Source organism: Myxococcus eversor (assembly GCF_010894455.1).
In the GTDB taxonomy this organism is placed as follows: Bacteria; Myxococcota; Myxococcia; order Myxococcales; family Myxococcaceae; genus Myxococcus; species Myxococcus eversor.
The window spans coordinates 203,168-227,747 of the sequence record NZ_JAAIXY010000015.1; the positions used below are offsets into that span (position 1 = coordinate 203,168).

At 69.7% G+C, this 24,580-nt stretch carries 18 protein-coding genes; 4 read left to right on the forward strand and 14 right to left on the reverse strand.

Annotated elements, in window-relative coordinates:
* Nucleotides 1-110 precede the first annotated feature (110 nt).
* Entirely contained in the window at nt 111-1,148 is a 1,038-nt protein-coding gene (locus G4D83_RS28410; RefSeq protein WP_163867982.1) for a stage II sporulation protein M, read from the forward strand.
* Nucleotides 1,149-1,186: 38 nt separating this feature from the next.
* The gene (locus tag G4D83_RS28415) at nt 1,187-1,636 is read left to right on the forward strand and encodes an inorganic diphosphatase (RefSeq protein WP_163867983.1); all 450 of its coding nucleotides are present in this window, start codon (nt 1,187-1,189) and stop codon (nt 1,634-1,636) included.
* Here G4D83_RS28415 and G4D83_RS28420 read toward each other — a convergent pair.
* The 13 genes from G4D83_RS28420 to G4D83_RS28480 all read right to left on the reverse strand — a co-directional run bounded on the left by G4D83_RS28420 (nt 1,593) and on the right by G4D83_RS28480 (nt 20,626).
* Nucleotides 1,593-2,135, reverse strand: coding sequence for a GNAT family N-acetyltransferase (locus tag G4D83_RS28420; RefSeq protein WP_163867984.1), 543 nt, complete (start codon nt 2,133-2,135; stop codon nt 1,593-1,595). The genes G4D83_RS28415 and G4D83_RS28420 overlap by 44 nt on opposite strands.
* An 11-nt stretch (nt 2,136-2,146) precedes the next feature.
* A complete protein-coding gene (locus tag G4D83_RS28425) occupies nt 2,147-3,454 on the reverse strand; it encodes a DUF58 domain-containing protein (protein WP_163867985.1) in 1,308 nt (435 codons plus the stop codon).
* Complete coding sequence (locus G4D83_RS28430) at nt 3,451-4,449, reverse strand: AAA family ATPase (RefSeq protein WP_163867986.1); 999 nt, start codon at nt 4,447-4,449, stop codon at nt 3,451-3,453. Before G4D83_RS28430 ends, G4D83_RS28425 begins: the two co-directional genes overlap by 4 nt.
* Nucleotides 4,446-5,729, reverse strand: coding sequence for a DUF4350 domain-containing protein (locus tag G4D83_RS28435; protein WP_163867987.1), 1,284 nt, complete (start codon nt 5,727-5,729; stop codon nt 4,446-4,448). The genes G4D83_RS28430 and G4D83_RS28435 overlap by 4 nt, the downstream gene beginning before the upstream one ends.
* Nucleotides 5,722-7,620: a DUF4129 domain-containing protein gene (locus G4D83_RS28440; RefSeq protein WP_163867988.1), complete on the reverse strand. Its 1,899-nt coding sequence runs from the start codon at nt 7,618-7,620 to the stop codon at nt 5,722-5,724. The genes G4D83_RS28435 and G4D83_RS28440 overlap by 8 nt, the downstream gene beginning before the upstream one ends.
* Nucleotides 7,621-7,623: 3 nt before the next feature.
* On the reverse strand, nt 7,624-7,893 hold the full coding sequence (locus G4D83_RS28445; RefSeq protein WP_163867989.1) for a hypothetical protein: 270 nt from the start codon (nt 7,891-7,893) through the stop codon (nt 7,624-7,626).
* 63 nt (nt 7,894-7,956) lie between these two features.
* Nucleotides 7,957-9,534 (reverse strand): transcription termination factor Rho, encoded by a 1,578-nt coding sequence (gene rho / locus G4D83_RS28450; RefSeq protein ID WP_163867990.1) that lies wholly within the window; start codon nt 9,532-9,534, stop codon nt 7,957-7,959.
* Between the two features lie 257 nt (nt 9,535-9,791).
* The gene (gene sppA, locus G4D83_RS28455; protein ID WP_163867991.1) at nt 9,792-12,272 is read right to left on the reverse strand and encodes a signal peptide peptidase SppA; all 2,481 of its coding nucleotides are present in this window, start codon (nt 12,270-12,272) and stop codon (nt 9,792-9,794) included.
* Between the two features lie 48 nt (nt 12,273-12,320).
* A complete protein-coding gene (locus G4D83_RS28460) occupies nt 12,321-13,532 on the reverse strand; it encodes a PEGA domain-containing protein (RefSeq protein ID WP_176436069.1) in 1,212 nt (403 codons plus the stop codon).
* 55 nt (nt 13,533-13,587) lie between these two features.
* A complete protein-coding gene (locus G4D83_RS28465; protein WP_163867992.1) occupies nt 13,588-15,120 on the reverse strand; it encodes a PEGA domain-containing protein in 1,533 nt (510 codons plus the stop codon).
* A gap of 102 nt (nt 15,121-15,222) precedes the next feature.
* The gene (locus G4D83_RS28470) at nt 15,223-17,154 is read right to left on the reverse strand and encodes a DNA gyrase/topoisomerase IV subunit B (protein ID WP_163867993.1); all 1,932 of its coding nucleotides are present in this window, start codon (nt 17,152-17,154) and stop codon (nt 15,223-15,225) included.
* A gap of 12 nt (nt 17,155-17,166) precedes the next feature.
* The gene (locus tag G4D83_RS28475) at nt 17,167-19,539 is read right to left on the reverse strand and encodes a DNA gyrase/topoisomerase IV subunit A (protein ID WP_163867994.1); all 2,373 of its coding nucleotides are present in this window, start codon (nt 19,537-19,539) and stop codon (nt 17,167-17,169) included.
* Nucleotides 19,540-19,960: 421 nt separating this feature from the next.
* Nucleotides 19,961-20,626 carry a hypothetical protein gene (locus G4D83_RS28480; protein ID WP_163867995.1) on the reverse strand — a complete coding sequence of 222 codons (666 nt, stop codon included), beginning with the start codon at nt 20,624-20,626 and terminating at the stop codon, nt 19,961-19,963.
* Between the two features lie 96 nt (nt 20,627-20,722).
* Here G4D83_RS28480 and G4D83_RS28485 point away from each other — a divergent pair, with 96 nt between their 5' ends.
* Together G4D83_RS28485 and G4D83_RS28490 are read left to right on the forward strand one after the other, a co-directional pair.
* Nucleotides 20,723-21,379, forward strand: a complete 657-nt coding sequence (locus G4D83_RS28485; RefSeq protein WP_163867996.1) for an MBL fold metallo-hydrolase — start codon at nt 20,723-20,725, stop codon at nt 21,377-21,379.
* Between the two features lie 7 nt (nt 21,380-21,386).
* Nucleotides 21,387-22,322, forward strand: coding sequence for a hypothetical protein (locus tag G4D83_RS28490; RefSeq protein ID WP_163867997.1), 936 nt, complete (start codon nt 21,387-21,389; stop codon nt 22,320-22,322).
* A 22-nt stretch (nt 22,323-22,344) separates the two neighbouring features.
* Here G4D83_RS28490 and G4D83_RS28495 read toward each other — a convergent pair whose 3' ends face one another.
* Nucleotides 22,345-24,483 (reverse strand): InlB B-repeat-containing protein, encoded by a 2,139-nt coding sequence (locus tag G4D83_RS28495; RefSeq protein ID WP_163867998.1) that lies wholly within the window; start codon nt 24,481-24,483, stop codon nt 22,345-22,347.
* Nucleotides 24,484-24,580 lie beyond the last annotated feature (97 nt).

The window sequence follows — 24,580 nt, forward strand, 5'->3', positions numbered from 1 at the left end:
GCCAAGAGCCACCCCAGGAACGCCAGCCGACACGTCATACCCCTGTTTTCCCACAACCGGCGCCCGTAGGGCAGGGTGGGCGTACCGCCCTCCTGGGCTAGACTGACGTCATGGAGATGGCGGAGTTCATCGAGTCTCGGCGGCCTCGCTGGGAGAAGCTCGAGAAGCTGTTGGACCAGTCCGAGGTGCGCGGCCTGCGAGGGCTGAGCCTGGATGACGCTCGGACGCTCGGTAAGCTCTACCGCGCCGTGTCGAGCGATTTGCTTTGGGTGCGGGCCCGCAGCGGCTCGGCCGATGTCAGCGCGTATCTGAATGACCTGGTGGGGCGTGCCTATGCGCTCACCTATCCGGGGCGCCGTCCGAGGCTGGCGGATGTCTGGGGTTTCGTGGCGAGAGGCTTTCCCGCGCTCCTTCGCCGCGAGTGGAAGATGTACGTGGCCGCGGTGCTGCTCCTCCTGGCCGGCGCGGGCTTCGGCTACCTGGGGATGATGGTGGACCCGGATGCGGCGCACTACCTGGTGCCCGCCGAACACCTGGAACTGGACCCGGTGCAGCGCGCCGCCAACGAGGCGGCCGGGGACGGCATGTCGGTGGGCCAGCAGGCGCACTTCACCTCGTTCCTCTTCACCCACAACATCCAGGTGGCCTTCCTGTGCTTCGCGCTCGGCGTGACGCTGGGGCTGGGCACCGCGGTGATGCTCTTCGTCAACGGCCTGTTCCTGGGTGCGCTCGCGCACGTGTACGCGGCGAAGGGAATGGCCGGCTGGTTCTGGGCCTGGATTCTCCCGCACGGCATCCCGGAGATTACGGCCATCTGCATCGCGGGCGCGGCGGGCCTCGTCATCGCGCGCGGCCTGGTGGCGCCCAAGGGACTGCCGCGAGGGCAGGCGCTGCGCATGGAGGCGGTGACGGCGGTGAAGCTCCTCTTCGGGACGCTGGTGCTCTTCGTCCTCGCGGGCTTCATCGAGGGCACGGTGTCCCAGATTCATCCGCCCAAGCTGTCGGTGGCCTTCAAAATCACGTTCGCTCTCGTGGTGGGCAGCGGCGTCTACTCGTACCTGATGTCGGATTGGCTGCGCGGCGCGCGCTCGGGCTCGGGCTCGTCGGGCTCGGAGGACGAGCGGCTGGAGGCTCCCCGGCCGGGCTGACGGACGCCCTCGGGCTTGGGGCGTGCTACACGGGAGGCGTGTCCGAGCCGCTGCTCCTGCCCCTGCTTCCGCGCGAACCCGAAGTCATCATCGAGTGCCCGCGCTTCTCGTTCGTGAAGCGACGCGCGGACGGCACGGTGGACTTCGTGGCGCCCCTGCCGTGCCCGTACAACTACGGCAGCATCCCTGGGCTGATGTCCGATGATGGAGACCCGCTCGACGCGGTGGTGCTCGGGGCGCGGCTGCCTCGGGGCCAGCGCGTGCGCGTGCCCGTTGTCGGAGTGCTGGGCTTCATCGACTCGGGGCGGGGCGACCCGAAGGTGATTTGCAGCGTGGGCGAGCTGAGCGAGGCGGAGCGTCTGGGCCTGGAGTCGTTCTTCCGCGTCTACGCCTTCTTCAAACGCGGCCTGCACCTGGTGCGAGGCAACGTGACGGACACGCGCTTCACGGGCTGGCTGCCGGTGACGTCAGCGTCCTTCGCATCCTGAGCACGCGGTAGCTCAGCTCGCCGTACTGGAGTGGGCCCACCCACTCCTCTTCCTCGAAGCCCATGCGGCGCCAGAAGCGCAGCGCCGACGTGTTCGGCTCGGAGACTCCGACGCGCAGCACGTGCATGCCCTCGGAGCGCAGCCAGTCCTCGTAGCCGTGGAGCAGCGCCGCGCCGAGCCCCAGGCCGCGCACGTGGGGCGCGAGCAACATCAGTCCCAGGTAGGCCTCTCCGGGCTTTCTATGGCCCTGGATGCCTTCGAGGACTCCGACCCACTGGCCCGACGCGTCGCGCACCGCGATGAGGTGGCCCGCCTCGGGGGGCAGGCCGGGAGGACGCTCCAGGGGAAGCTGGCGTCCCTCGTCCGGACGCGCGGGGCGGCCGTAGCACAACTGGAAGAAGTCCTCGCAGCGCTCCAGGAGCGGCTGGAACCGCTCGGCTTCGGCGTCGTCGATTCGCTCGGCGGTGACGGAGACCTGGGCCTGGAAGAGGGGGCGCATGGTGCCGCCCGCTACAGCACGCCCCGGGCCTTGATGTCGAGGTAGCGGTTGACGGCCGCGAGGCTCAAGTCATCCGGTTGAACATCCAGCATCTGCACGCCGCCCTGGCTCACCCGCGCCTTGAGCACCTCGCGGTCCGAGAGCAGCTCCGAGGCGACGGCGTGCTGGAAGGCCTCCTCCGGCCCGGGCGGCGGCGTGCGCAGGAGCTTCTGCAACGCGGTGTCCTTCACCGACAGGCAGAGGGGCACGTGGCGCCGCGCGAGCCGGTGCAGCGGGGCCACCATGGTGGAGGCCTGCTCCTCGTCGAGGAAGTCCGTGAAGACACACAGCAGGCTGCGCCGGGTGAGGCGGACGTTCAGCTCCTTGAAGAGCGCCAGGTAGTCCACGTACGTCAGGCTCGGTGTCGTGGAGTAGAGCGCGTCCACCATCTTCCGGTACTGCCCTCGTCCCGCCGCTGGAGGCAGGTATGTCTTCACGCCGTCCGCGAAGACGGCCAGGCCCACGCGGTCTCCGTTGCGCACGGCGACGAAGGCCAGGAAGAGCGCGGCGTTCACCGCGTGGTCCAGCTTGGTGAGGCCGTCCACCTGCGCGGCCATGGAGCGACCCGCGTCCACGCAGATGAGGATGGACTGCGAGCGCTCCGACTCCAGCACGCGCGTCACCGGCTTGCCTCGCCGGGCCGTGGCCTTCCAGTCCACGTCACGCGCGCTGTCGCCCTGGGCATAGTCGCGCAGGCGCGCGAATTCGCTGCCCCGGCCGTCGCGGCGGAGCTGGCGCAGGCCCAGGTTCACCAGGTCCAACGCGGCGCCGGACAACAGCAGCCGGTTGGCCCCGCGCAGGTCCGGGTACACGGAGATGGACTGCGCTGCGGGGAACACGCGCTCGTGAGCCACGAGGCCCAGCGGCCCCTGGACTCGCACGTACACGTCCCCGAAGTCGAAGCGCCCGCGCTTCGCCGGCGTCACCCGGTACACCCAGCGCGTCTCGCTGTCCGCCGGAAGCTCCAGCGGGGCTTCCTCGGGCGTGGCGGTGAAGGACTCCGGCACGCCGTCCTTGAGGCGCACGCGCACCTTCCGGCCACCCCGGTGCACCACGCGCAGCTCGACCTTGTTGGGCACTCCGACGTTGAGCCGCTGCGGCAGCACGCGCCGCGCTTCCAGCTTCGCCGAGCGGGCGCTGAAGAAGTCCAGCAGCGCCAGCGCCAGGGCCAGCGCATCCAGGGCGATGACGGCGCCGCCCAGGCCGGGGAAGAAACCCGCGGCCATCATGGGCACGGCCAGCAGCGCGAGCAGCCCCCAGAGGCGCCCGGTGGGAATCACCGAGGGACCTCCACGGCCTGCACCACCTCGCGCAGCACGTCCGACGGCGTGGCGCCATCCAGCTCCGCGTCCGGCGACAAGAGCAGGCGGTGCTTCAACACGGGGCCGGCGAGGAAGCGCACGTCGTCCGGCGTGACGAAGTTGCGTCCACGCAGCGCCGCCAGGGCCTTGGCCGCCAAGAGCAGGTGCACGCCCGCGCGAGGGCCCGCGCCCAGTCGGATGCGGCTGGAGGCGCGCGTCGCGGACACCAGCTTGCGGATGTAGCTGAGCACCGGCGGCTCCACGTTGACTTCGCTGAGCGCGGCGCGGGCGGCCAGCAGGCCGTCCTTCGTCACCGCGGCGCTCACTCCGGCGCGCGCCAGGTCTCCCGCGTCGAAGCCCCGGTGCACCGACGCCAGAATCGCGTCCTCTTCCTCCGGCGCGGGGTAGCCGACGTCAATCTTCAGGAGGAAGCGGTCCAACTGCGCCTCGGGCAGCGGGTACGTGCCCTCCGACTCCACCGGGTTCTGCGTGGCGAACACCGTGAAGAGGGGCGACAGCGTCAGGTTGCGGCCCTCCAGCGACACGCCGCGCTCCTGCATGGCCTCCAGCAGCGCGGACTGTGTCTTCGCCGGGGCGCGGTTGATTTCGTCCGCCAGCAGCAGGTCCGTGAAGATGGGGCCGCGCACCAGCACGAAGCCCTGCGTCTTCAAGTCGAACACGCTGGTGCCCAGGATGTCCGCTGGCATCAGGTCCGGGGTGAACTGGATGCGCTTGAAGTCGGAGCTGATGCTGCGCGCCAGCGCCTTGGCCATCAGCGTCTTGGCCACGCCGGGCACGCCCTCCAGCAGCACGTGGCCGCCGGCGATGAGGCCGCAGAGCATCAGCTCCAGCACCTCGTCCTGGCCCACGACGGCCTTGCGCACCTCGCGCAGCACGCCCTCGCGGATGGCGTGGGCTGCCTGCACGGCGGAGCCAGCGGGCACGAGGGGGGAGGCGGAGTCATTCGCGTTCATGGGGTTCCGGGAGTGCCGCGCCGGGCGGTGCCGGCGGAATGGAGTCGTTGGCGCAGCCCCGCCGCGCGAGCGGTGAGCTGCTGAAGGTCGGAGTCGTTCACCGCGCTCTCCGCGCGGGCGGCCACGTCACTCAGGCCGCGCGCCAGGTCCGCGCGTCCGCGCTCCTTCAGCGCGTCGGAGACGGCGGCGGGCGTCGCGTGCGCGGGCAGCCCCGAGTGCAGGGCGAACTCCTGGGTGAGTCCGCGCGAGACGAGCTTCGCGGCGAAGGCGTGGTGCCGTCCCTCGCGGTACAGCCGCGCCATGGCGAACAAGGCATCCGTGGCGCCCACGCGCGCGGACTCGGGAGGAGGGCGGGGCGGGCCGAAGCGCTTGAGCGCCACGGACCACAGCGCCACGCCCACGAGCAGTTGGAGCACCGCGAACTGCAGCCCGTAGCGCCGCGCGAAGTCCACCACCGAGCGCTCGTTGGTGAAGCCGTGGTGGAACTCGTCGAACTCGTAGGGGCCCGGCCCCAGCGCACGCAAGCACGAGAGCCAGAACTGCGCGTTGTCCGCGCGCGCCAGCGCCCCGTTCATCGCCAGCTCCGGCGCGCCCACCACCAGCACCCGGCCCTGGCCGTGAGGCACCACCGCCGCCACCATGCGCCCCAGCCGCTCGTCCTCGAGCAGCGGCACCGCGTTGTCCGGCAGCTCCAGGTAGGCCTGCACCTTCACCTCCACCCGCTCCACGCCCAGCGTGTACGGGGAAGGGAAGGGCGGCACCAGCGTGCGCATGGGCAGCGTGGTGTCCGCCTTGGTGAGCTTCACGCCCAACGCGTCGAGCAGCGGGTTCTCCCGCGAGCCCCAGGGCACATAGACGGCCGTGCCGCCCGCCACCACGCGCTCCAGGAGCTCCGTCACCTCGCGGTCGTCCAGGTGGCTGGCGCGAAAGGCATTGAAGCCGACGCGAGGCGCGTGCTCGTCGCCCAGGCCCGCATCGGGCTCGGCGGCGAGCTGCGTCTGCTCCAGGTCATCCTCGCGCGAGTCCTCCACCTCCACCGCCAGCAGCACCGGTGTCGAGGTGCCGTCTCCGATGATGCGCATGTCCGCCATGCGGCGTGTCACTGGCAGGCCGCTCTCCTCGGCCAGCAGGAACAGGGCGCGGGCGCCGTCTTCTTGCGCGCGGTAGGTGGACAGGGTGTCGGCGAACTCGCCGCGCCTGGCGCCCTTCACGAGCAGCGAGCCCAGCACCACGGTGAGCACCAGTCCGCCCACCACCAGCAACGGGAAGCGGTCACGCACCGGCGGCCTCCGGGGTGGTGGGTCCTGCCAGCATGGGCGCGGTGAGCGTGCGGAACTCCTGATAGCCCGACTGGCCCACCGGCGTGTTGCCGTACCAGGCGAAGTCGAAGCGCAGCGTCAGCTCGCGGAAGCGGGGCTTCCACTCCGAGCGGCCCTTGAACTGGCGCAGGTAGTCCCAGTTGGACAGCGTCACGTCGTAGAGGATGGCGCCGTCGCGGTGGAGCCGGGACAGCAGCGCCAGATACAGGCTGCGCACCGCCTCGCGGTATTCCCCACGCGCCGCGAGCTCGTCCGCGAGCTGGGCCCAGCCCTCCGGCGGACGTGACAGCGCGTGCGCCGGGTCTCCGGCGAGGGTGGCGGCATCCAGGGTGGACACCTCCAGCCCGTCGGCGCGCGCTTTCGGCTGGGACTTGCGCAGCGCGCGCACCAGCACGATGGCCAGCACCACCACCGTCAGCCCCACCAGCACCACCACCAGGGCGTTGGCCACCGCGCCGCCGCTGATGACCGGGGGCACGGTGGAGATGGGCTCCGGTGCCTCGTCGCGCTTGAAGAACTCCTTGAGCCACTCCGACACTTTGTCGATGAATCGCCGCCACCAGCCTGGAGGCTCCGGGGGCGGACTCTCCTCGGGGGTCTCCGCCGCCTCCTTGGGGGGCGCCACCGCGAACTCCGGCCGCGCCAGGATGTCGCGGGCCCGCGCCGAGGCGACGCGCGCGTCCGCCTGCGCTTGAGCCTCCACCGTCCCCGTCGCCTGCGCCAGCCCCCGCTCCAGCGTGGCCAGGGCCGAGGCGCAGTCCTCGTCGTCGTACGCCTGGCGCTCCACCGCGCGCACCAGGCGGTCCAGCTTGCCGCGCTCACCGGCGCTCAGGGAGCCCAGGCGCTCGAAGCGCGGGTCCTCGGAGGGCTCACCGCCCTCGCAGGACTCCGACACCTGTCCCAGCCGTTTCGCCGCGTCGCGCCCGGAGGTGACGGGGGGCCTGGGCTCCGTGTCCTCCTGTGCCCGGGCGGGAGTCCCGACGAGCAACCCGAGCGCCAGTGCCACCACGAGCACGGCCGCGCTGCGAGGGCCCAGCGGCCTGCCGGAGTCGCGCGTCGGAAGCTGCTGCACGGACGCCATCAGGTCGAGCCCCTCCTGCCGCACCCGGCCGTCCACCAGCAGCAGCGTGGCGGTGGCGGCGCGCACGGGCTCGAAGAGGGCGAACGTCGCCGCCGCGAGGAACAGGAGCCAGGGCACGTTGTCCAGCGAGGCGAAGCGCTCCGCGAAGGTCAGGTCGACGCCCACGAGCTTGCGGGCCATCATCAGCAGGAAGTTGAACGCGATGTGCAGGTTGAAGAACACCAGGACCTGCGCGCCCATGAGCAGGCGGACCATCGTCGCGGTGCCGCGCGCCGGGCCCAACAGCCGCGAGGACTGCCCGTACAGCCGCAGCACGCTCCCCTGGCCCTGCATCACCGCGGCGTAGCCCACGGCCTGCGCGGAGAACATGAGGAAGCCGATGCCCAGGGTCAGCGTCAGGACCAGCCCGTTGAAGCAGAAGAGGTAGCCCACCGCGACGAGGAGCGAGGGCAGACGCCCCAGCGCGGCCTTCAGCGAATCCCACGTGGAGGGCTCGCCCTGGCCCTCCAGGAGCCGCGCCTGGACGTGGTGACACGCGGCGCCCTGGCACACGCCCCGGACGAACCAGGCCAGGGTGAGCGCCAGCGTCGGCAGGGCCAGCGAGCGCCCCATGCGCATCGCCTCGGCCAGGTACAGCATGGCGGCGATGACGGCCGCGCCGCCGGGCAGCGTGAGGGCCCAGACGCCCGTGCTCCGGGCGCACAGGCGCAGCGCCGCGTCCATCAGCGCGACGGCGTTGCGGGGGCGCAGCTCGAGCGCGGAGACGGCCATGGGCTAGCTCGCCACCAGCGAAGCGACCAGATAGAAGCCGCCCCAGACGAGGAACAGGCCCACCACCGCCAGCAGCCCGTTGGCCACCGTCCACTCGCGCCGCTCACCCGGGCCCTCCAGCGCCTTGAGGCGCTGGCCCAGACAACTCGCGCAGCGGTTGATGCCCTCGAACTGCGTGGTGCATTCCCGGCAGATGACCCGCCGGCACTCCACGCAGATGCCGAGACCGGCGCGCTCCGGGTGGTAGTGGCAGCGGCCCGAGCCCTGAATCATGCCGCCACCTTACGCAAACCCGGGCCCGCTGTACCACCCCCGCGCGCTGTCTCGGAGCTCGCCTTAGAGCTCGTCCAGGAACTCGTCGTTGTAGGTGTAGCGGGAGAGCCGCTTGACGAGCGCTTCCATGGCCTCCACGGGCTTCACCGCGTGGAGCATCTGCCGCAGCTTCTTCACCTTCTCGTACTCGCGCAGGGTGAAGAGCTTCTCCTCCTTGCGGGTGCCGGACTGGGCGATGTTCACCGCCGGGAAGACGCGCTTCTCCGCGAGCAGGCGGTCAAGCGTGACTTCGGAGTTACCGGTGCCCTTGAACTCCTCGAAGATGACCTCGTCCATGCGGCTGCCGGTGTCGATGAGCGCCGTGCCGATGATGGTCAGCGAGCCCGCCTCTTCCGTGGCGCGCGCGGCGCCGAAGATGCGCTTGGGGCGCTCCAGCGCACGGCTGTCCACGCCTCCGGACATGGTGCGGCCGGAGTTGTCGATCTCCTTGTTGTAGGCGCGCGCCAGACGCGTAATCGAGTCCAGGAGGATGACCACGTCCTTCCCGTTCTCCACCAGCCGACGGGCGCGCTCCAGCGCCAGCTCCGCCACCTTGAGGTGGTCCGCGGTGGGCCGGTCCGAACTGGAGGCGACGACCTCCGCCTTGATGCTGCGGCGCATGTCCGTCACTTCCTCGGGCCGCTCGTCGATGAGCAGCACCATGACGTGCGCCTCCGGGTGATTGGAGATGACGGCCTGGGCGATGCGCTGGAGCATGATCGTCTTGCCCGTCTTCGGCGGGGCGACGATGAGCGCGCGCTGGCCCTTGCCGATGGGCGACACCAGGTCCAACACCCGCGTCACCATCTCCTTGTGGCCGCACTCCAGCTTGAGCCGCTCGGTGGGGTCCACCGACGTCAGGTCCGCGAAGTGCGGCAGCCGGGGAGCGCCTTCCAGCGGGCGGCCATCCACCGTGTCGACCTTCTGGATGATGCCCTTGTGGCCGCGCATCTGCGCGAAGGCCGTCAGGTACTGGCCCTGTCGCAGCCGCAGCTTCTGCACCAGGTTCTTGGGCAGCTCCGGGTCGTCCGGCGCCGCCAGGAGGTTTCGCTTCACCTGCCGCAGGAACGCGTTGGGGCCCTTGGCCTCCGTGTCCAGCACGCCCTCCACGGGCGACAGGTTGGACTGCTGCGCCGCCTGGGCCTGCTGACCGCCGTGGCGCGGCTCGCGCGGGTGCTGCTGGCCGCCACCGTGGCCCCCTTGCTGCGGTCCCTGCTGGGGCTGCTGCGGTCCCGGCTGCTGTTGCTGCTGGGCCTGGCGCTGCTTGTGCTGCTCCAGCTCCTGCGGCGTCAGGAAGACCTGGACCTGCTGCCCGTCCGGGCCCGGCTGCATCCGGTACGCCTGACCCTCCGGCGTGAAGAGCACCTGCGCGCCACGACGACGACGGCGCCGACGACGGCGGCGTCCACCGGGCTGACCGGGTTGTCCGCCGGGACCACCGCTGGCCGAGGCGCCACCGCCTCCGCCATCACCCTCGTCTCCACCCTCGTCGTCGCCGTCATCGCCGCCATCATCGTCCGCTTCAGGAGGAGGGACGGGGCGGGCAACCGCTGGCGGCGGCGGGGTATCACGTGGGTCGCGGTTATCGGAGTTTTCGCTCATGAGGTTTCCAGACCGTGTGCGCCCCACACGGGCCATCCCGAGGGGAGGGCGGGGGGACGCAGGGTGACTCAGGCTGTGGGACAGGGAGCCGGGCGCGGGGCCCTGAGACACGGAAGGCCGAACCGCCGGTCCCTGGAGCACCCTGGCGGCCCGAAGGCCGACCAGCGTGCATGAGGAACACTAACAGAGGACGCCCGGCGCGCTCCCGTTTTTTCGTGGGGTGTTGGCGGGCGGACCTCCTTCCCGCCAACACGTCCTCAGCGAATGGTGAGGGTGAAGGGAATCATCGCCTTCATCCCCGGGCGCAAGAGCTCCAGGTTCACCCCCGCCTCGCGCGCGAACTGGCTCAGCGCGGCCGGGAAGGGCTCGGCGGGCGCCGGGAGCAGGGCGAGCGCCGCTCGCACGCCCGGCTCCCCGCCCAGGCCGGAGAAGAAGCCGCGCGCCTCGCCCATCAGCACCAGGTCCAGCTCCTCGGAAGGCGCCACGCCCGCGCGTTTGCGAGCGGACTCCACCGCGTCATGCAGGCCCCCCAGCCGGTCCACCAGACCCCGGGCGAGCGCGTCCGTGCCGCTCCACACGCGGCCCCGGGCAATCGCGTCGATGTCCGCCTTGTCCTTCTTGCGAGCCTTGGCCACCTCGGTGATGAACATGTCGTAGGACGCGTCCACCCACTGTTGCACCGCGGTCTGCTGCTCCGGCGTCCAGGGCTCCCACATGCCGAAGACGTCCGCCATGGGCGAGCGGCTCAGCGTCTCCTGGCTCATGCCCAGCTTGTCGCCCAAGAGGCCCTTCAGCGCGGGCTTGATGTAGAAGACGCCGATGCTGCCGGTAATCGTCGTGGGCAGCGCCAGCACCTCCGTGGCGCCCATCGCTGCGTAGTAACCGCCGGACGCCGCCACGTCGCCCATGGAGGCGATGACGGGCTTCTCCTTCGCCGCGTCCAGCACCGCCTGGTACATGAGGTACGAGGCCAGCACCTCGCCACCACCCGAGTCCACGCGCAGGACGATGGCGACGACGGACGGGTCCGACTTCGCCGACTCCAGCGCGCGCATCACCGTCTCCGCGCCGGCGATTTGACTGAAGCCCAGCGGGTCCTCGCGGCTGGTGCCTCCGGCGATGGTGCCCAGCACCGGCACCACGGCGATGCGGCGACGCGTGCCCCAGCGGCCCTCGCGCTCGTCGCGGGGAGAGTACGCCGCGCTGAAGCGGCCCCGGGGCACCAGCTCCCGCACCTTCCCGTCCAGCTCCGAGGGGTGGATGAGGCCGTCCAGGAAGCCCAGCTCCAGGGCCCGCTTCGGCGTGGGAAGGCCCGCGGCCCACAGCTCGCGCAGCTTCTCCACCGGCACCTTGCGCGACTCCGTCACCGCGCGCTCGTACCAGCTCACCTCGTTGTCCAGGTACGCGCCCACCGACTCGCGCGAGGCGTCGCTCGGCTCGCTGAGGGTGAGCTGCTCGGGCGCCGTCTTGTACTTGCCCACGCGCGCCACGTCCCACTTCACCCCGAGCTTGTCCATCGTCCCGCCGAATGTCTGCAGGTGCGCCGCCAGGCCGTTGATGTGCAGGAACGACTCCGGCACCGCGTAGATGCGCTCCGCCGCCGTCGCCACGAAGTAGCCCATGTCGTCCACCGACATCAGCACCGCCATCACCCGCTTGCCGGACGCGCGCAGCCGCAGCACCGCCTGCCGCAGCTCCTCCGCCTTGCCCCAGTCGACCCCGGGCAGGCCCTCCATCTTCAGCACCACGCCCGACAGCCGCTCGTCCTTCGTGGCCAGGTCCAGCCAGCGCGACAGCCGCAGGAACGGGTCCGCCTCGCTCACGCCGAGCACCGCCAAGAGCGGGCTGCCGCCGCCGGACAACACGTCGTTCAGGTCCAGCATCGTCACCACGCCCCCGGGCGGGCGCAGCGAGCGATAGTTCTCCGACGACAGGCGCAGTCCGACGACGTGGTCCGTGCCGTCGTCGCCGCCGCCCGCCGCGTAGGTGACGCCGATGTGGCCGGTGTCCACCGTCGCCGCCAACTGGAGCGCCACCGGCACGCCGCTGACGAAGCCGTGCGACACGCCGCCGCCCAGCCGCAGGCCCGGAATCACCTCCGCCAGGAGGGTGTACGTGGCCTGGCCCTGGCGGAACGCCCCCTCGGAGAACAGCCAGTCCACGCCCAGCGTGAAGCGCTCACCGAACGGGCGCAGGCCCAGGCCGAAGTCGTAGCCGCGCTTGATTTCGAGGGCGCCTTCCGTGGGCGCGTTGATGTCCTTCACCACCGCCGCCAGCGACAGGGCGCGCAGGGGGCGGGCGGTGAGGCCCACGTCGAAGGTATCCAGCGCGTCGATGTCGTCGTCCCTGGAGCTGAAGCCGTGCCACGAGGCCCCGAGCCGCAGCGTGGGCGAGCCCAGCGACAGGCCCAGCGAGGTGCGGCGGTAGTGCGGCTCGTGGCGTCCGCGAATCCACTCCATCGCGCCGCCCAGGCCCAGGCCTCCCAGGTTCGCGCCCAGGAAGACGCCGTCCGCGATGCTGTCGCGCTCCAGGTTGCGCTCGTGCAGGTAGAAGAGCTGCGCGGCGTTGACGAAGCCCAGGCCCGCCGGGTTGAGCGAGAGGGCGGTGGCCTCGTCCACCAGCGCCGCGCCGGTGGGCGGCAGCGTCATCCCCCGCGTGGGGACGGGGGCCTGGACGATGGTGCTCGTTTGGGCGAGCGCGAGCGACGAGAGCAGCGGCAGGAGGGCGAGCAGGCGCATACGCGCCAGGACTCTAGGCCGCGCCCGCCCCGGGACAAGCGCCGCGTGTCACCAGTCCTCGGTTCCGGACACCCCGTCGAGCGGGTCATCCACTTTCTTCTTCTTCTTCTCCTCGGTCCGGGTGCGTCCGCCCCGGTCCTCGGCGCCCCAGTCCTCGGTGCCGCCCCGGTTGTCGAGCGGGTCCGAGCTGCGCACCACCTTCTCCGCGCCACCGTCGCTGGTGTTCACCATCTGATTCACCATGCGCTCCATCTCCGCCTTGAGCTGACCGAACTCGTCGCCCTGGAGCACCACGCGGCGGCCTCCCAGCTTCTTGCCGTTGCGCAAGTCGTAGTAGCCGAGGATGAGCTCGTTGCCCTCGCCCGAGGCCTTCACCGTGCCCACCATGGCGCGCTCCAGGCCCAGGGACTTGCCCAGCCCCGCCACGCCGTTGGCCTGGGCGATGCCCCGCGACACCTCGCTGGCCACGCGGTCCAACTGCGCGTCGTAGGCCTTGTACGAGGCCGTGGGCACCAGCTCCGTGCTCACCTCCACGTCATCCGGCGTCACCTCCATGAGCTGGCCGTACTGACGGAAGCCCGGACGTTCGATGCGCAACAGATGCTTGCCCACCGCCAGCGTGGGAATCGTCACCGGCGTGTAGCCGGCCATCTCGCCATCCACGTAGACGCGCGCGCCGGAGGGCCGCGACTTCACCGTGGCGCTGCCGCGAAGCAGGGACGTGCGGCCGGTGGCCACCTGCACGCGCAGGGAGATGAACTCCCGGCTGAAGCGCTTGGGGTTCAGCTCGAAGGTGGGCGAGACGGCGACGAGGTCGATGAGGACCAGCTTCGCCTCCTCCACGTCACCGCGCAGGTGCAGCAGCGCGGCGTACAGCGCCAGCGACTCGCACAGGGGCGAGCAGCCGCGCATGGACGATGGCGCGCCGTTGAGCTCCTTGAGGGTGGCGCGCACCTTCGCCTCCGCCTCGTCGTACTCCTTCTTGTCGAAGGCGGCGGCGCTCTCCGAGTAGCCCTTGCGGGCGCGCTCCAGCGCGGACTGGGCGGCGGGGTCTCCCGGCAGCCCGAAGAGCTCCTCGGGCTTGCGCACGGTGAAGCCCGCGAAGTTCCCCAGGGCCTCGTTCATGTAGCCCTCCATCTGGACGGCGTTGGCCTCGGAGGCCGGGTCCATGGGGACGAGGAGGCTGGTGACGCGCCGAGCCGGTGCGGGGGCCGCGGCCAGGGCGAGCGAGGGAAGCAGGGCGAGGACGAGGGCTCTCATGGGTAACCTCAGAAACGAGCGACGCGAGCGGGCGATCTGTCATTCAACCCGTGGCTCAGAAGCCTGTTCCTCCGGTGATGGGATTGAAGGGCCGGCCCTTGTCCTGGGTCGCCACGAAGACGGCGCCCGCCGTCACCGCCGCAGCGCCTCCGACGACGGCCCAGAACCACGGCCGCTTCAGCAGGGACGTGCCGGTGCCCGTCTCCTCCGCGAAGCGCGGCGACATGGCGCCGTTGATGAAGTCGCGGACCTGCTGGGCCGCCGCCTCGGGGCCCTTCTTGCGGTCCTTGCCGGACAGGTCGATCTCCACGCCGCGCAGCCGCGCCTGGGTGCGCACGTCCCAGACCTGGAGCTCCGCCTGGAGGCGGCCCTTCTTGTCCTGGGACACCGCGGCCAGCACCAGGTAGCGAGCGTCCAGGCGCTCGGCGATGGCGCCCGTCTCGGGAGGAAGCGTCTCGCTCTCGAAGGCCTCCTTCGAGCCGGCGCGCGCGGAGGCCTCGCGGATGGCGGACAGGCCCGGCCCGGGCGCCAGCGTCGCCTTCACCTCGGCGCTCCCGGTGGCCTTCACCTCCGTGTACTGGGCGAAGGACGTGTAGCCCGGCGACGACACCACCACCGCGTGGTGGCCGGCGGGGACGGAGATGCCCTTGAGCGGCGTCACGCCGACGTCCTGGCCGCGCACCCGCACCTGGGCGCCCGCGGGCTGGGAGTCCACGACGAGGGTGCCGCTGGGACGCGCGTTCGCCTCGGTGCGGGCCTCCTCGAAGGCCTTCTGCACGTCCTGGCCGAAGAGGGCCTTGTCCGGGCGGGTGGAGGGCTCGGCGACGACGGAGCGCAGGAAGGCCTCCTTCGCGCCGGCCGTGTCGCCGTTGAGCATCCGGGACGCGCCGAGGAACAGGAACGTCTCGCCCAGCCGCTCCGGCCGCAGCTCGCCGGGGGACTTCTCATACGCCTCGGCCGCGGAGCGGAACTTCGCCTCGGCGACCTCCGGGTCCAGGTTGTCGTAGGCGGCCCGGCCCTCCTCGAACAGACCGTCGGCCTTGGTCAGCGGCGTCGGCTCCGGGGGAGGGAAGGCCGTGCCCAGGTCCACGAACTGCACGTCACCCCCGCGCTGCAGGTGGCGCGTCAGCTCCGTCTCCAGCTTGAGCGCCGCCGCGGAGGCGGCTGACGCGCGGGCGATGGAGAACAGCGCCACGGGGCCCGTGGACGCGGCGGGCGTGGACGCCAGCGACGGCCTCGTGGAGGGCTTCGTCGGATCTCCGGCGCTCGGAGGCGGCGGCGCGACGGGCTTGGCCACCGTGGGCGCGGGCTTCGCGGGGGGCGCCGCGGGCTTGTCGGAGTCGGGCGGCGCGGCGTCGGGATCTCCGAAGACCATGGGCTCCGGGGAGGCCACATCGCCCGTGTCCGCGGTGTCCGTGTCCTCGACGACGGGCGGCTTCTTCACGTCGCGGACTGGCTTCTTCTTCTTCACCGACTTGGTGGACACGGCCTTCTTGCGCGCGGACTTCTTGCGCGTCGTCTGGGCGTGGGCGGGAAGGAAGGCCAGCAGCAGGGTGAGGAGCAGGGCGATTCGGCGGAACGTATTCACGCCGGGGAATCTAGCCGAGCAAAGGGAGCCCCGTCACGGTCCCCCGCCTCCGCCCCGGGGGCAGTCCGGGGCGGGGGGGACCCTCGGCAGGATGACCGATGGCTAGACGTCCAGCGCTTCGACCTCGCCCGCTCGCTCCATGATGAACTTGAAGCGGGCGCTCACGTCCTTGCCCATCAAGTCATTGATGACGCGGTCCGTCTCGATGGGGTTGTCGATGGTGACTCGCAGGCTCATCCGGTTTTTCTGGTCCAACGTCGTCTCCTTGAGCTCATCGGCGGTCATCTCACCGAGGCCCTTGAAGCGCATGATGTTGGGCTTGGCGTTGCCCTTGACCTTCTCGCGGATGATTCTGTCCCGGTCCGCCTCGTCCAGCGCCCAGTACGTCTCCTTGCCGATGTCCACGCGGAACAGCGGGGGCTGGGCGATGTGGATGGCGCCGCTCTCGATGAGCGGGCGCAGGTGCCGGTAGAAGAAGGTGAGCAGCAGCGTGGCGATGTGGTGGCCGTCGCTGTCGGCGTCCATCAGCAGGAAGACGCGGCCGTAGCGCAGCTTGGTGATGTCGAAGTCCGCGCCGATGCCGCAGCCCAGGGCGCTGACGATGTCCTGGAGCTCCTTGTTGCCCGCCACCTTGTCGGTGGACGCCTGCTCCGCGTTGAGCACCTTGCCCCGCAAGGGGAGGATGGCCTGGGTGCGCCTGTCACGGCCCTGCTTGGCGGAGCCACCTGCCGAGTCACCTTCCACGAGGAACAGCTCGCTCAGGTTGGGGTCCGTGGACGAGCAGTCCGCCAGCTTCCCCGGCAGGTTGAGCCGGTGGCTGACGGCCGTCTTGCGGCTGACGGCCTGGGACGCGGCGCGGCTGGCCTCGCGAGCGCGCGCCGCCAGGATGATGCGGGCGATGACGGCCTCGGCGATGCTCTTGTTGTCGTTGAGCCACTTCTCCAGCGCCGGGCGCAGCACGCCGTCCACCTGCGCCGCCACCTCGGGGTTGTTGAGGCGCGACTTCGTCTGGCCCTGGAACTGGGGCTCCACCACGTAGACGGAGAGAATCGACGTGATTCCCTCGCGGATGTCCTCCGCGGTGAGCGTCACGCCCTTGGGCGTCAGGTCGTGCGTCTCGATGTAGTTGCGCACCGCCTTGACGACGGCGCCCTTGAGGCCCGCCTCGTGCGTGCCGCCCATGGGCGTGGGGACGCCGTTGACGTAGGAGCGGATGTGCTCGTCGGTGGCCTCCGTCCAGCCCAGCGCCACCTCCAGCCGCACCCCGTTGTCGCGCGAGTGGTAGAACGTGCTGCTGCCCACCGGTACCAGCGGCTTCTGCCGCTCCGTCACCACCTTGGTGAGGTACTCGGCGATGCCACCGTCGTGCTTGTACGTCACCGACGTGGAGGGGCTGGAAGTCTCGTCCTTCCAGACGACCGTCATCCCCTTGTGCAGGTAGCTCTTGGCCTCCAGCCGCTCGCGCACCAGCTCCGCGTCGAACTTCAGCTTCTCGCCGAAGATTTCGGGGTCCGGCTCGAAGGTTATCGACGTGCCGGTGCCGCGCGCGCCGCCTTCCGCCTTCAGGGGGCTGGTGGGCTTGCCGCGCGCGTACGTCTGGACGTGGCGTTTGCCGTCGCGCTTGATCTCCACCGTCAGCTTGCGGGAGAGCGCGTTCACCACGGAGCTGCCCACGCCGTGCAGACCGCCCGAGTGGGTGTAGTTGCCCTGCTCGAACTTGCCGCCCGAGTGCAGCGTCGTGAGGATGACCTCCAAGGCGGACTTCTTGAGCTTGGGCATGATGTCCACGGGGATGCCTCGCCCGTTGTCCACCACGGTGATGCTGCGGCCATCCTTGTGGAGCGTCACCTCGACGGTGGTGGCGTGGCTGTTGATGACCTCGTCCACCGAGTTGTCGAGGATCTCCCACAACAGGTGGTGATACCCCGTGCCGTCCGTCCCGCCGATGTACATGGCCGGGCGCTTGCGCACCGGCTCCAGGCCCTCGAGGACCTGGATGTCGGCGCCTGTGTAGCTTTCCTTCTTCGTCGCCATGGCGTCCTCTGGCTAGTCCTTCTTCTCGGGCAACGGGATGAAGACGGGGAGCTTGGCCACGTCCTCCACCGCGTCGCGCTTGGACATCTCGTGGCCCTTGCCGCCGCGGCCCGTCACCCCGTACTTCGCGGGGGCGAGCTGCAGCTTGCGGCCCTTCTGCGTGTCGAAATCCAGCTTCGCGTCCTTGTTGTTGGGCGCGGTGACGAGGAAGTCCACCACCTGGTCATCCGCATCCACCTTGATGACGGTGACGCCCTTGCCGGGGCCGGCCAGCTCGTTGATCTCCGCCGCCTTGCACACCAGGGCGTTGGTCTTCTTGGTGAGCACCGCGAGCAGGTCCTTTTCGCCCACCGCCTGCACGCCGATGATCTCATCGCCCTCGCCCGTCTTGGCGTAGCGACGTCCGGCGCGCGTGGAGACCTCCAGGTGCGGCTCCAGGAGGAAGCGCATGCCCATGCCGTGCCGCGTCACGCCCAGGAGCTTCTGCGGGCTCGTCAGCCGCGTGTCGAGTGAGAGGGCGGCGACCACGCGCTCGCCGTCGTCGAACTTGAACAGCTTCTGGATGGGGTCGCCGTAGCCGGTGGAGGCGGGGATGTCGTTGAAGCGGGTGACGTAGGCGGTGCCGAAGTTGCTGAACAGCACGAGGTTCGCCTTCAGGCTGCCGGCGAGCACGGCCATGACGGCGTCGCCCTCGCGCAGACGGGTGGAGGACGGGTCCTTCACCTCGCGCACGCGCTTGACCCAGCCGTCGCGGGTGAGGACCACGTGGGCGTCCTCGTCCGCGATGAACGCGTCGGCGTCGAACTCCACTTCCTCGGAGCCCGCGCCACCAATCTTGGTGCGGCGCTTGTCGTTGTAGAGCCCCTTGATTTCGCCGAGCTCGTCCTTGACGGTGCTCCAGACCTTCTTCTTGTCCTTGAGCACGCCCTCGATGCGCTTGATCTCCGCGCGCTTCTCCTTGAGCTCCTTCTGGACGACCAGGATCTCGAGGCGGGCGAGCTTGTAGAGCTTCATCTCCAGGATGGCGTCCACCTGGAGCTCATCCAGTTTGAAGCGCACCATCAACTTCTGGGCGGCGTCCTGCTTGCCCTCGGACTGGCGGATGATGCGGATGATCTCATCCAGCGCGTCGTAGGCCTTCTCGAAGCCCTCGAGCAGGTGGACGCGCTTCTGCAGCTCCCCCAGCTCGTGCTGGTAGCGCCGGGTGACGATGCCGAAGCGGAAGTCGAGGAAGAACTGGAGGATGCTCTTGAGGTCCAGCCGGCGCGGCGTGCCGACCTCGGGGTTGTCGTCGCTGGGGACGAGGCACGTCAGGTTGACGCCGAACGTCGTCTGCAGGGGCGTGTGCTTGTAGAGGTACGCCATCACCAGGTCGGGGTTGGCGTCCTTCTTCAGCTCCAGGACGATGCGCACGTCCTTGGTGGACTCGTCGCGCACGTCGACGATGAGCGGCAGCTTCCGCTCGCGCACCAGGTCGCCAATCTTCGCGACGAGGGTGGACTTGTTCACCGTGTAGGGGATGGACGTGACGATGATCTGCGTGCCGCCGCGCTTGAGCTCCTCGGTGTCCCACTCACCGCGGATGCGGACGCTGCCCTGGCCCGTCTCGTAGATGTCGCGCAGTTCCTTCTTGTCGTTGAGGATCTGCCCGCCGGTGGGGAAGTCCGGGCCCTTGATCCACTTGAGCAGGTCCTTGGTGAGCAGCGCCGGGTTCTCGATGAGGGCCACCAGCGCGTCCACCAGCTCGCCCAGGTGGTGGGGCGGGATGTTGGTGGCCATGCCCACGGCGATGCCCGTGGTGCCGTTCATCAGGAGCTGCGGCACCCGCGACGGGATGACGATGGGCTCGTTGCGCGTGCCGTCGTAGGTGGGCCGGAAGTCGACCGTCTTGCGCTCCAGCTCACCGAGCATCTCGGTGGCGAGCTTCTCCAGACGGCACTCGGTGTAGCGGTAGGCGGCGGCGGAGTCGCCGTCGAGCGAGCCGAAGTTGCCGTGGCCGTCCACCAGCGGGTAGCGCAGGGAGAAGTCCTGCGCCATGCGCACGAGCGCGTCGTAGATGGAGGCGTCGCCGTGCGGGTGGTAGCGACCCATGATGGCGCCGACCACCTGTGCGCACTTCTGGTACTTCGTGTCGAACGACAGGTTCAGGTCGTTCCACATGCCGTACAGGATGCGGCGCTGCACGGGCTTGAGGCCGTCGCGCACGTCCGGCAGGGCGCGCGAGGTGATGACCGACAGGGCGTAGTTGATGTACCGGCGACGCGCCTCGTCAGCGAGCGAGGCGGGGACATATCCATCGCCACCCCCCGCCGAGCCCGAGGCTCCACCCCCGCCACCCGCGCCCCCCTGCTTCTTCGGCGTCTTCTTTTCGGCTTCTGCGCGCATGCTCTTCAAACCCAGGTGAGAACGTCTCGTACCCGAACGCGGTGCGTGACTTGCGCACTCCGCGCCATCGAATCTGGAAGCTGTAACAAAGCGGCGGGACTACCATGGCCCCCTGACAATTGGAACGAATTCGGGGGGTTGCGTACCCTCGGAGGCATCCTACCTGAATGTCCGTCCAGTTCCGCGTCTGAGTGAAACACCCCTGTAACCCCCCGGAATTCCGAGGAGCAGGGCCTCTTGGACTCACCTGGGGGCGGGACGGTGGGTGCGGGTAGGACACGACGCCCGGTTGGCTCCCGGAAGGCTCCGACCAGGTGGGGCGGGGTGGGCTTGCTCCCTTGCCTGGGCTTCGACGCGGCGCGCAGCGGGCCTGGCGCGACGGCTCAGCGCCGCCGCTGTTCTTCCAGCCCGTCGCGCGCGTTCAGGGCGTCGCCTTGGGCGCCTTGCCCCAGTTGCCGTCCTTGAAGATGCGCACGCCCTTGCCGCCGCCGCCTCCAATCATGCCGGGGATGGTGGCCTGGATGGGCTTGCCACCGGGAGGCTGGTAGACGACCCGTGCCTTGCGCGCGGACGGAATCGAGGCGTGGGTGGTGTCGATCAGCAGGTAGACCGCCTTGCCGTCGGACTGGATGCGGTCGGTGTCGTGCTTGTGGCTCAGCTCGGCCAGGAGCTCACCGTCATCGATGGTGCTCGCCTCGTTTCCGAGCAGCCGTACCTTCACGCGCAGCCACGTCTGGGCACTGCCACCTTCGGACGCGTAGTCGCGCATGCCCTGGATGATGACGGCCAGGTCCGCGCCGTTGCCAGGAGCGCCCTGCGCCAGCCGCAGTCCGGTCTGCTTGCTGTTGTCCGTGTCGATCAGCAGCGTGGCGTTGGCGCAGCGGCTCTTGCACTCCTCGCCCCACGGCTCCTTGTCGAAGCGCAGGCGCATGGCGAAGTCGCTGCCCTGGGGGGCGATGACGGCGTCGACGACGACGGGCCGCTCACCGTCCACGGGAGCCGTGTATTTGAAGGTGGACCGTTCCTTGGCGACGACGCTCGAGCCGGCGAGGAGGGTGCAGACGAGCAACGGCAATGAGCGCTTCACGGGGTGTGGACCTCCGAGGAAAAGACGTCCATTCAAGAGGGAAGAAGCCGTGGCAGCAAGTCTCAAGCGTTAGAGTCTTCCTGGGAGGTGTGAGAGATGCGGATTCCCTACGTGCGCCAGCTCAAGCTGGGGCCCATGGACAACTTCGTCTACCTGGTGGGCGCGGCGGACTCGCCCGACGTCGTGGTGGTGGACCCGGCGTGGGACGTCGATGCGATTGAGCGCGCGGTGGCGGAGGATGGCAAGCGGCTCGCGGGAGCGTTCGTCTCGCACTGCCACTTCGACCACATCAACGGACTGCCAGATTTGCTGTCGCGGCACGACGTGCCCGTCTATGCGCAGCGCGCGGAGGTGGAGTTCTCCGCGGAGCTGCGCGAGCTGAAGGACGCGCTGCGCCCGCTGGGGCCTGGCGACGCGGTTCCCGTGGGCTCCGAGGTGTTCCAGGCGCTGCACACGCCGGGGCACACGCCGGGCTCGCACTGCCTGTTGGCCGGTGATGCGCTCGTGTCCGGGGACACGCTGTTCATCAACGGCTGCGGCCGGTGCGACATGAGCGGTGGAGACCCGGAGGCGATGTACCGCTCGCTGTCGCAGGTGTTGCTCAAGGTCCCGGACTCGACGCGGCTGTGCCCGGGGCACGACTACGCGGACGTGCCGGTGGCGTCCCTGGGCGACGTGCGTCAGACGAACCCGTACTTCGCCTTCCCCGACGTGGCCTCGTTCGTCGCGTTCCGGATGCGCCCCAGGAAGTGAGCACGTAGTGAAGAAGACGAGTGAGCTGACGGACGCGGAGTTCCTGCGCGACGCCTACATCCAGGAGGGCGTGAGCCCTGTCCCAGGGGTGGTCATCGCCGCCTGCACGGTGGGGGACGACTACGACAATCCCGGCAATCGCATCGGCGTGCGCAGGGATGGCGCGTGGCTGGAGTTCGAGGTGTCCGGTGAGGCGGTCCTCTCCGTGGATGCCACCGAGGCGGGACTGGCCTACGTCCTCGGAGAGAACGGGACGGTGATTCGCTTCGATTGGAAGACGCCGCGGACCAGGGATGAGCTGAAGGCCTCCCGCAAGGTGTTCAAGAACAAGGCCGTCGAGGACCTCGGGCCGCTGCGCCGGCTCCGCGTCTTGGGGAACGACGTCGTCTGTGTGGGCTCGGTGGGTCAGGCCTACGTGCTGGGCAAGGCGCGCTTCAGCACGCTGCCCCAGCTCACCGTCGACGGAGAGGACGTCACCCTCGAAAACCTCACGGGCCACGGTCGCGACGACTTCATGGCCGTCACCTCCGAGGGGCATCTGGCGCATTTCGATGGAAAGCGCTGGCGCCGCATCCCGCTTCCCCTGGAGACGGGCTTCAATGGTGTGTGCACGCTGAAAGACGGCTATGCCCTCTGCGGAAATGAGGGAGCCGTCCTGATGGGAAGCGGCGACGACTGGCGCGTCATCCGGCCCCCGGACACCGAGCGCGAGTACTACGGCATCGCGACGTACCAGGACCACGTCTACGCGGCGCACCTGGGCGGTATCGACCGCGTGGTCGGCGACAAGCTGAAGCGCATGGTCATCGCGAAGGCGGACTCGCTGCGCTTCACCGGGCTGCGCGGCGCCCAGGACGGCGTGTGGGCGCTCGCGGACCGGACCATCGGTTGGATTCACGATGACCGGTGGCACACCGTGGCGGCCGAAGCCCCCTCCGAGTGAGCAGGGGGCCGATGGAGCCCGGTTACGGGCGCTGCTGGGCGAACATCCAATCCCAGAAGGCGATGTTCTCGTACGTGGGCGTGGCGAAGTCGGTGCCCTGTGGGTGCACGGTGAATCGCAGGGGAGACGTCCCCGCGGCATAGGCCCCTGCCTGGGTGGACCAGGTGTCGTTGGTGGCGTTGAACACGTACGTGAGCGTCGCGGCGGGCGCGGCGAAGGTCAGGTACTGGTCCCATCCGTACGCCTTCGTCAGTCCGCGCAGCCAGGAGTGCTGGGCCGTCCACGCGTCGGCCGTCTGCCAGGAGTCCACCATCCACACGGGGACGTTGAGCAACTGGGTAATCGCGGGGCCGGGGGCGCCCAGGTTGGCGCCCACCGGTGCGAGCGCCGCGATGCGGTTGCCATGGCTGTTGCCATAGTTCCACGCACCGGAGCCGCCCAGCACGCGGCCCGTGACGTAGATGCGCGACGGGTCCACGCGGTAGTTGGCGACGATGAAGTCGACCAGCGCGTTGAGCTGCGTGACGTTCCAGTTCGAGGAGGTGCGCGGCGCGAAGACCATGGCCTGCTGGGTTCCGAAGTACGTCTTCCAGGTGGGGTTGTCGCGGATGAGCTTGAGCGGGCCGTAGCGCGACACCACTTCCACGAGCTGGGCCTCGGTGCTCGTGGTGCCCGCCTCACCGGAGTCGTGGAGCTGGAGCACCAGCGGATAGGTCGTCGTCGGCGACGTCAGGTAGCCCGGGGGCAGGTACTCCGCATAGGCGTAGGAGGTGCCGGTGGCGCTTGTCAGTCGGCCGATGATCTGGTTCTCGGTGGTGATGGGCAGGCCCGGCGTGGACACGCGGTAGGTGGCGGTGACGGTGGTGGCCGCCGCGGGCATGGTCAGCGTCGTCGTCGCGGACGTGGTGCTGGCCACCGTGGCGCCGGTCCACTGGTCGAACACGTAGCCGGACGCGGGCGCATCCGCGGTGATGGTGACTTGCGTTCCGCTGGCGTACTGGCCGTCGCCCGAGCCGCTGTTGACGGTGAGCGTGTACTGCGTGGGCGAGGACACGCGATAGGTGGCGGTGACGGTGGTGGCCGCCGCGGGCATGGTCAGCGTCGTAGTCGCGGACGTGGTGCTGGCCACGGTGGCGCCGGTCCACTGGTCGAACACGTAGCCGGATGCCGGAGCGTCGGCGGTGATGGTGACCTGCGTGCCGCTGGTGTACTGGCCGTCACCCGAGCCGCTGTTGACGGTGAGCGTGTACTGCGTGGGCGGCGTCCCGCCGCGCTGCTGCGCCAGCATCCAGTCCCAGAACGACTGCGTGCTGTAGGACTCCGACCAGCCGGTGTGCGCCGAGCCGGGAATCACGATGAGCCGAGCCGCGGCCGACCCCGTGCTCACCGCGCCCGCCTGTGACGTCCACAGCTTCGTCGTCTTGTCGAACAGGTACGTCAGCGTCTGCGTGCTGTTGGTGACGCTGACCATCTGGGTCACGTTGTAGTTCTTGGTGTAGCCGATCAGCCAGGACTGCTGCGCGGCGACCTCGCCGTAGCTGCTCGACGCCCAGACGGGAACATCATTGAGAGCGGTGATGGTGGGTCCCGGCGCGCCGATGTTGGTGGCGAACGGGGCGATGGCCGCCAGCTCGGTGCCGTAGAGATTCGCGTACCGCCACGTCCCCCAGCCGCCCATGCTCAGGCCCGTCAGGTACACGCGAGTGGGGTCCACCCGGTAGTTGGCGACGATGAACTGCACGAACGGACGCAGCTCCGTGGGCGAGTAGTTGTCCAGGCTCTGCGGCGTGAAGACCATCACCTGCTTCGTGCCGAAGTACGTCTTCCACGTGGCGCTCGTGCGGATGTTGGCGAGCGCGCCGTGCCGCGTGGTGATGTCGTACAGCTGCGCCTCCGTCGTCGCCTGACCCAGCTCCCCCATGCCGTTGAGATGGATGATGGCCGGGTAGGTCTGGGTCGAAGTCAGATATCCCGGAGGCAGGTACTCGGAATACCCGAGAGTGGCTCCCGAGGCGCTCGGCAGGCGGGTGACAATCTGGTTCTCCACGGTGATGCTGACCGCGGAGCGCTGCGCGTCGAACTCCTGGGAGGACGTCTCTTCGGGGGCGGGACCACACGCCGCCAGGACCGCCACGGCGACGCTGAGTACGACGCTTCTCATGGAACACCTCTCGAGCGGGGAGTACGACCTCACTCACTCTAGTAGGCGTTTTGTAATTGTCCCGGGATTGCGTTTGTTTCGCAATGACCACGCATGG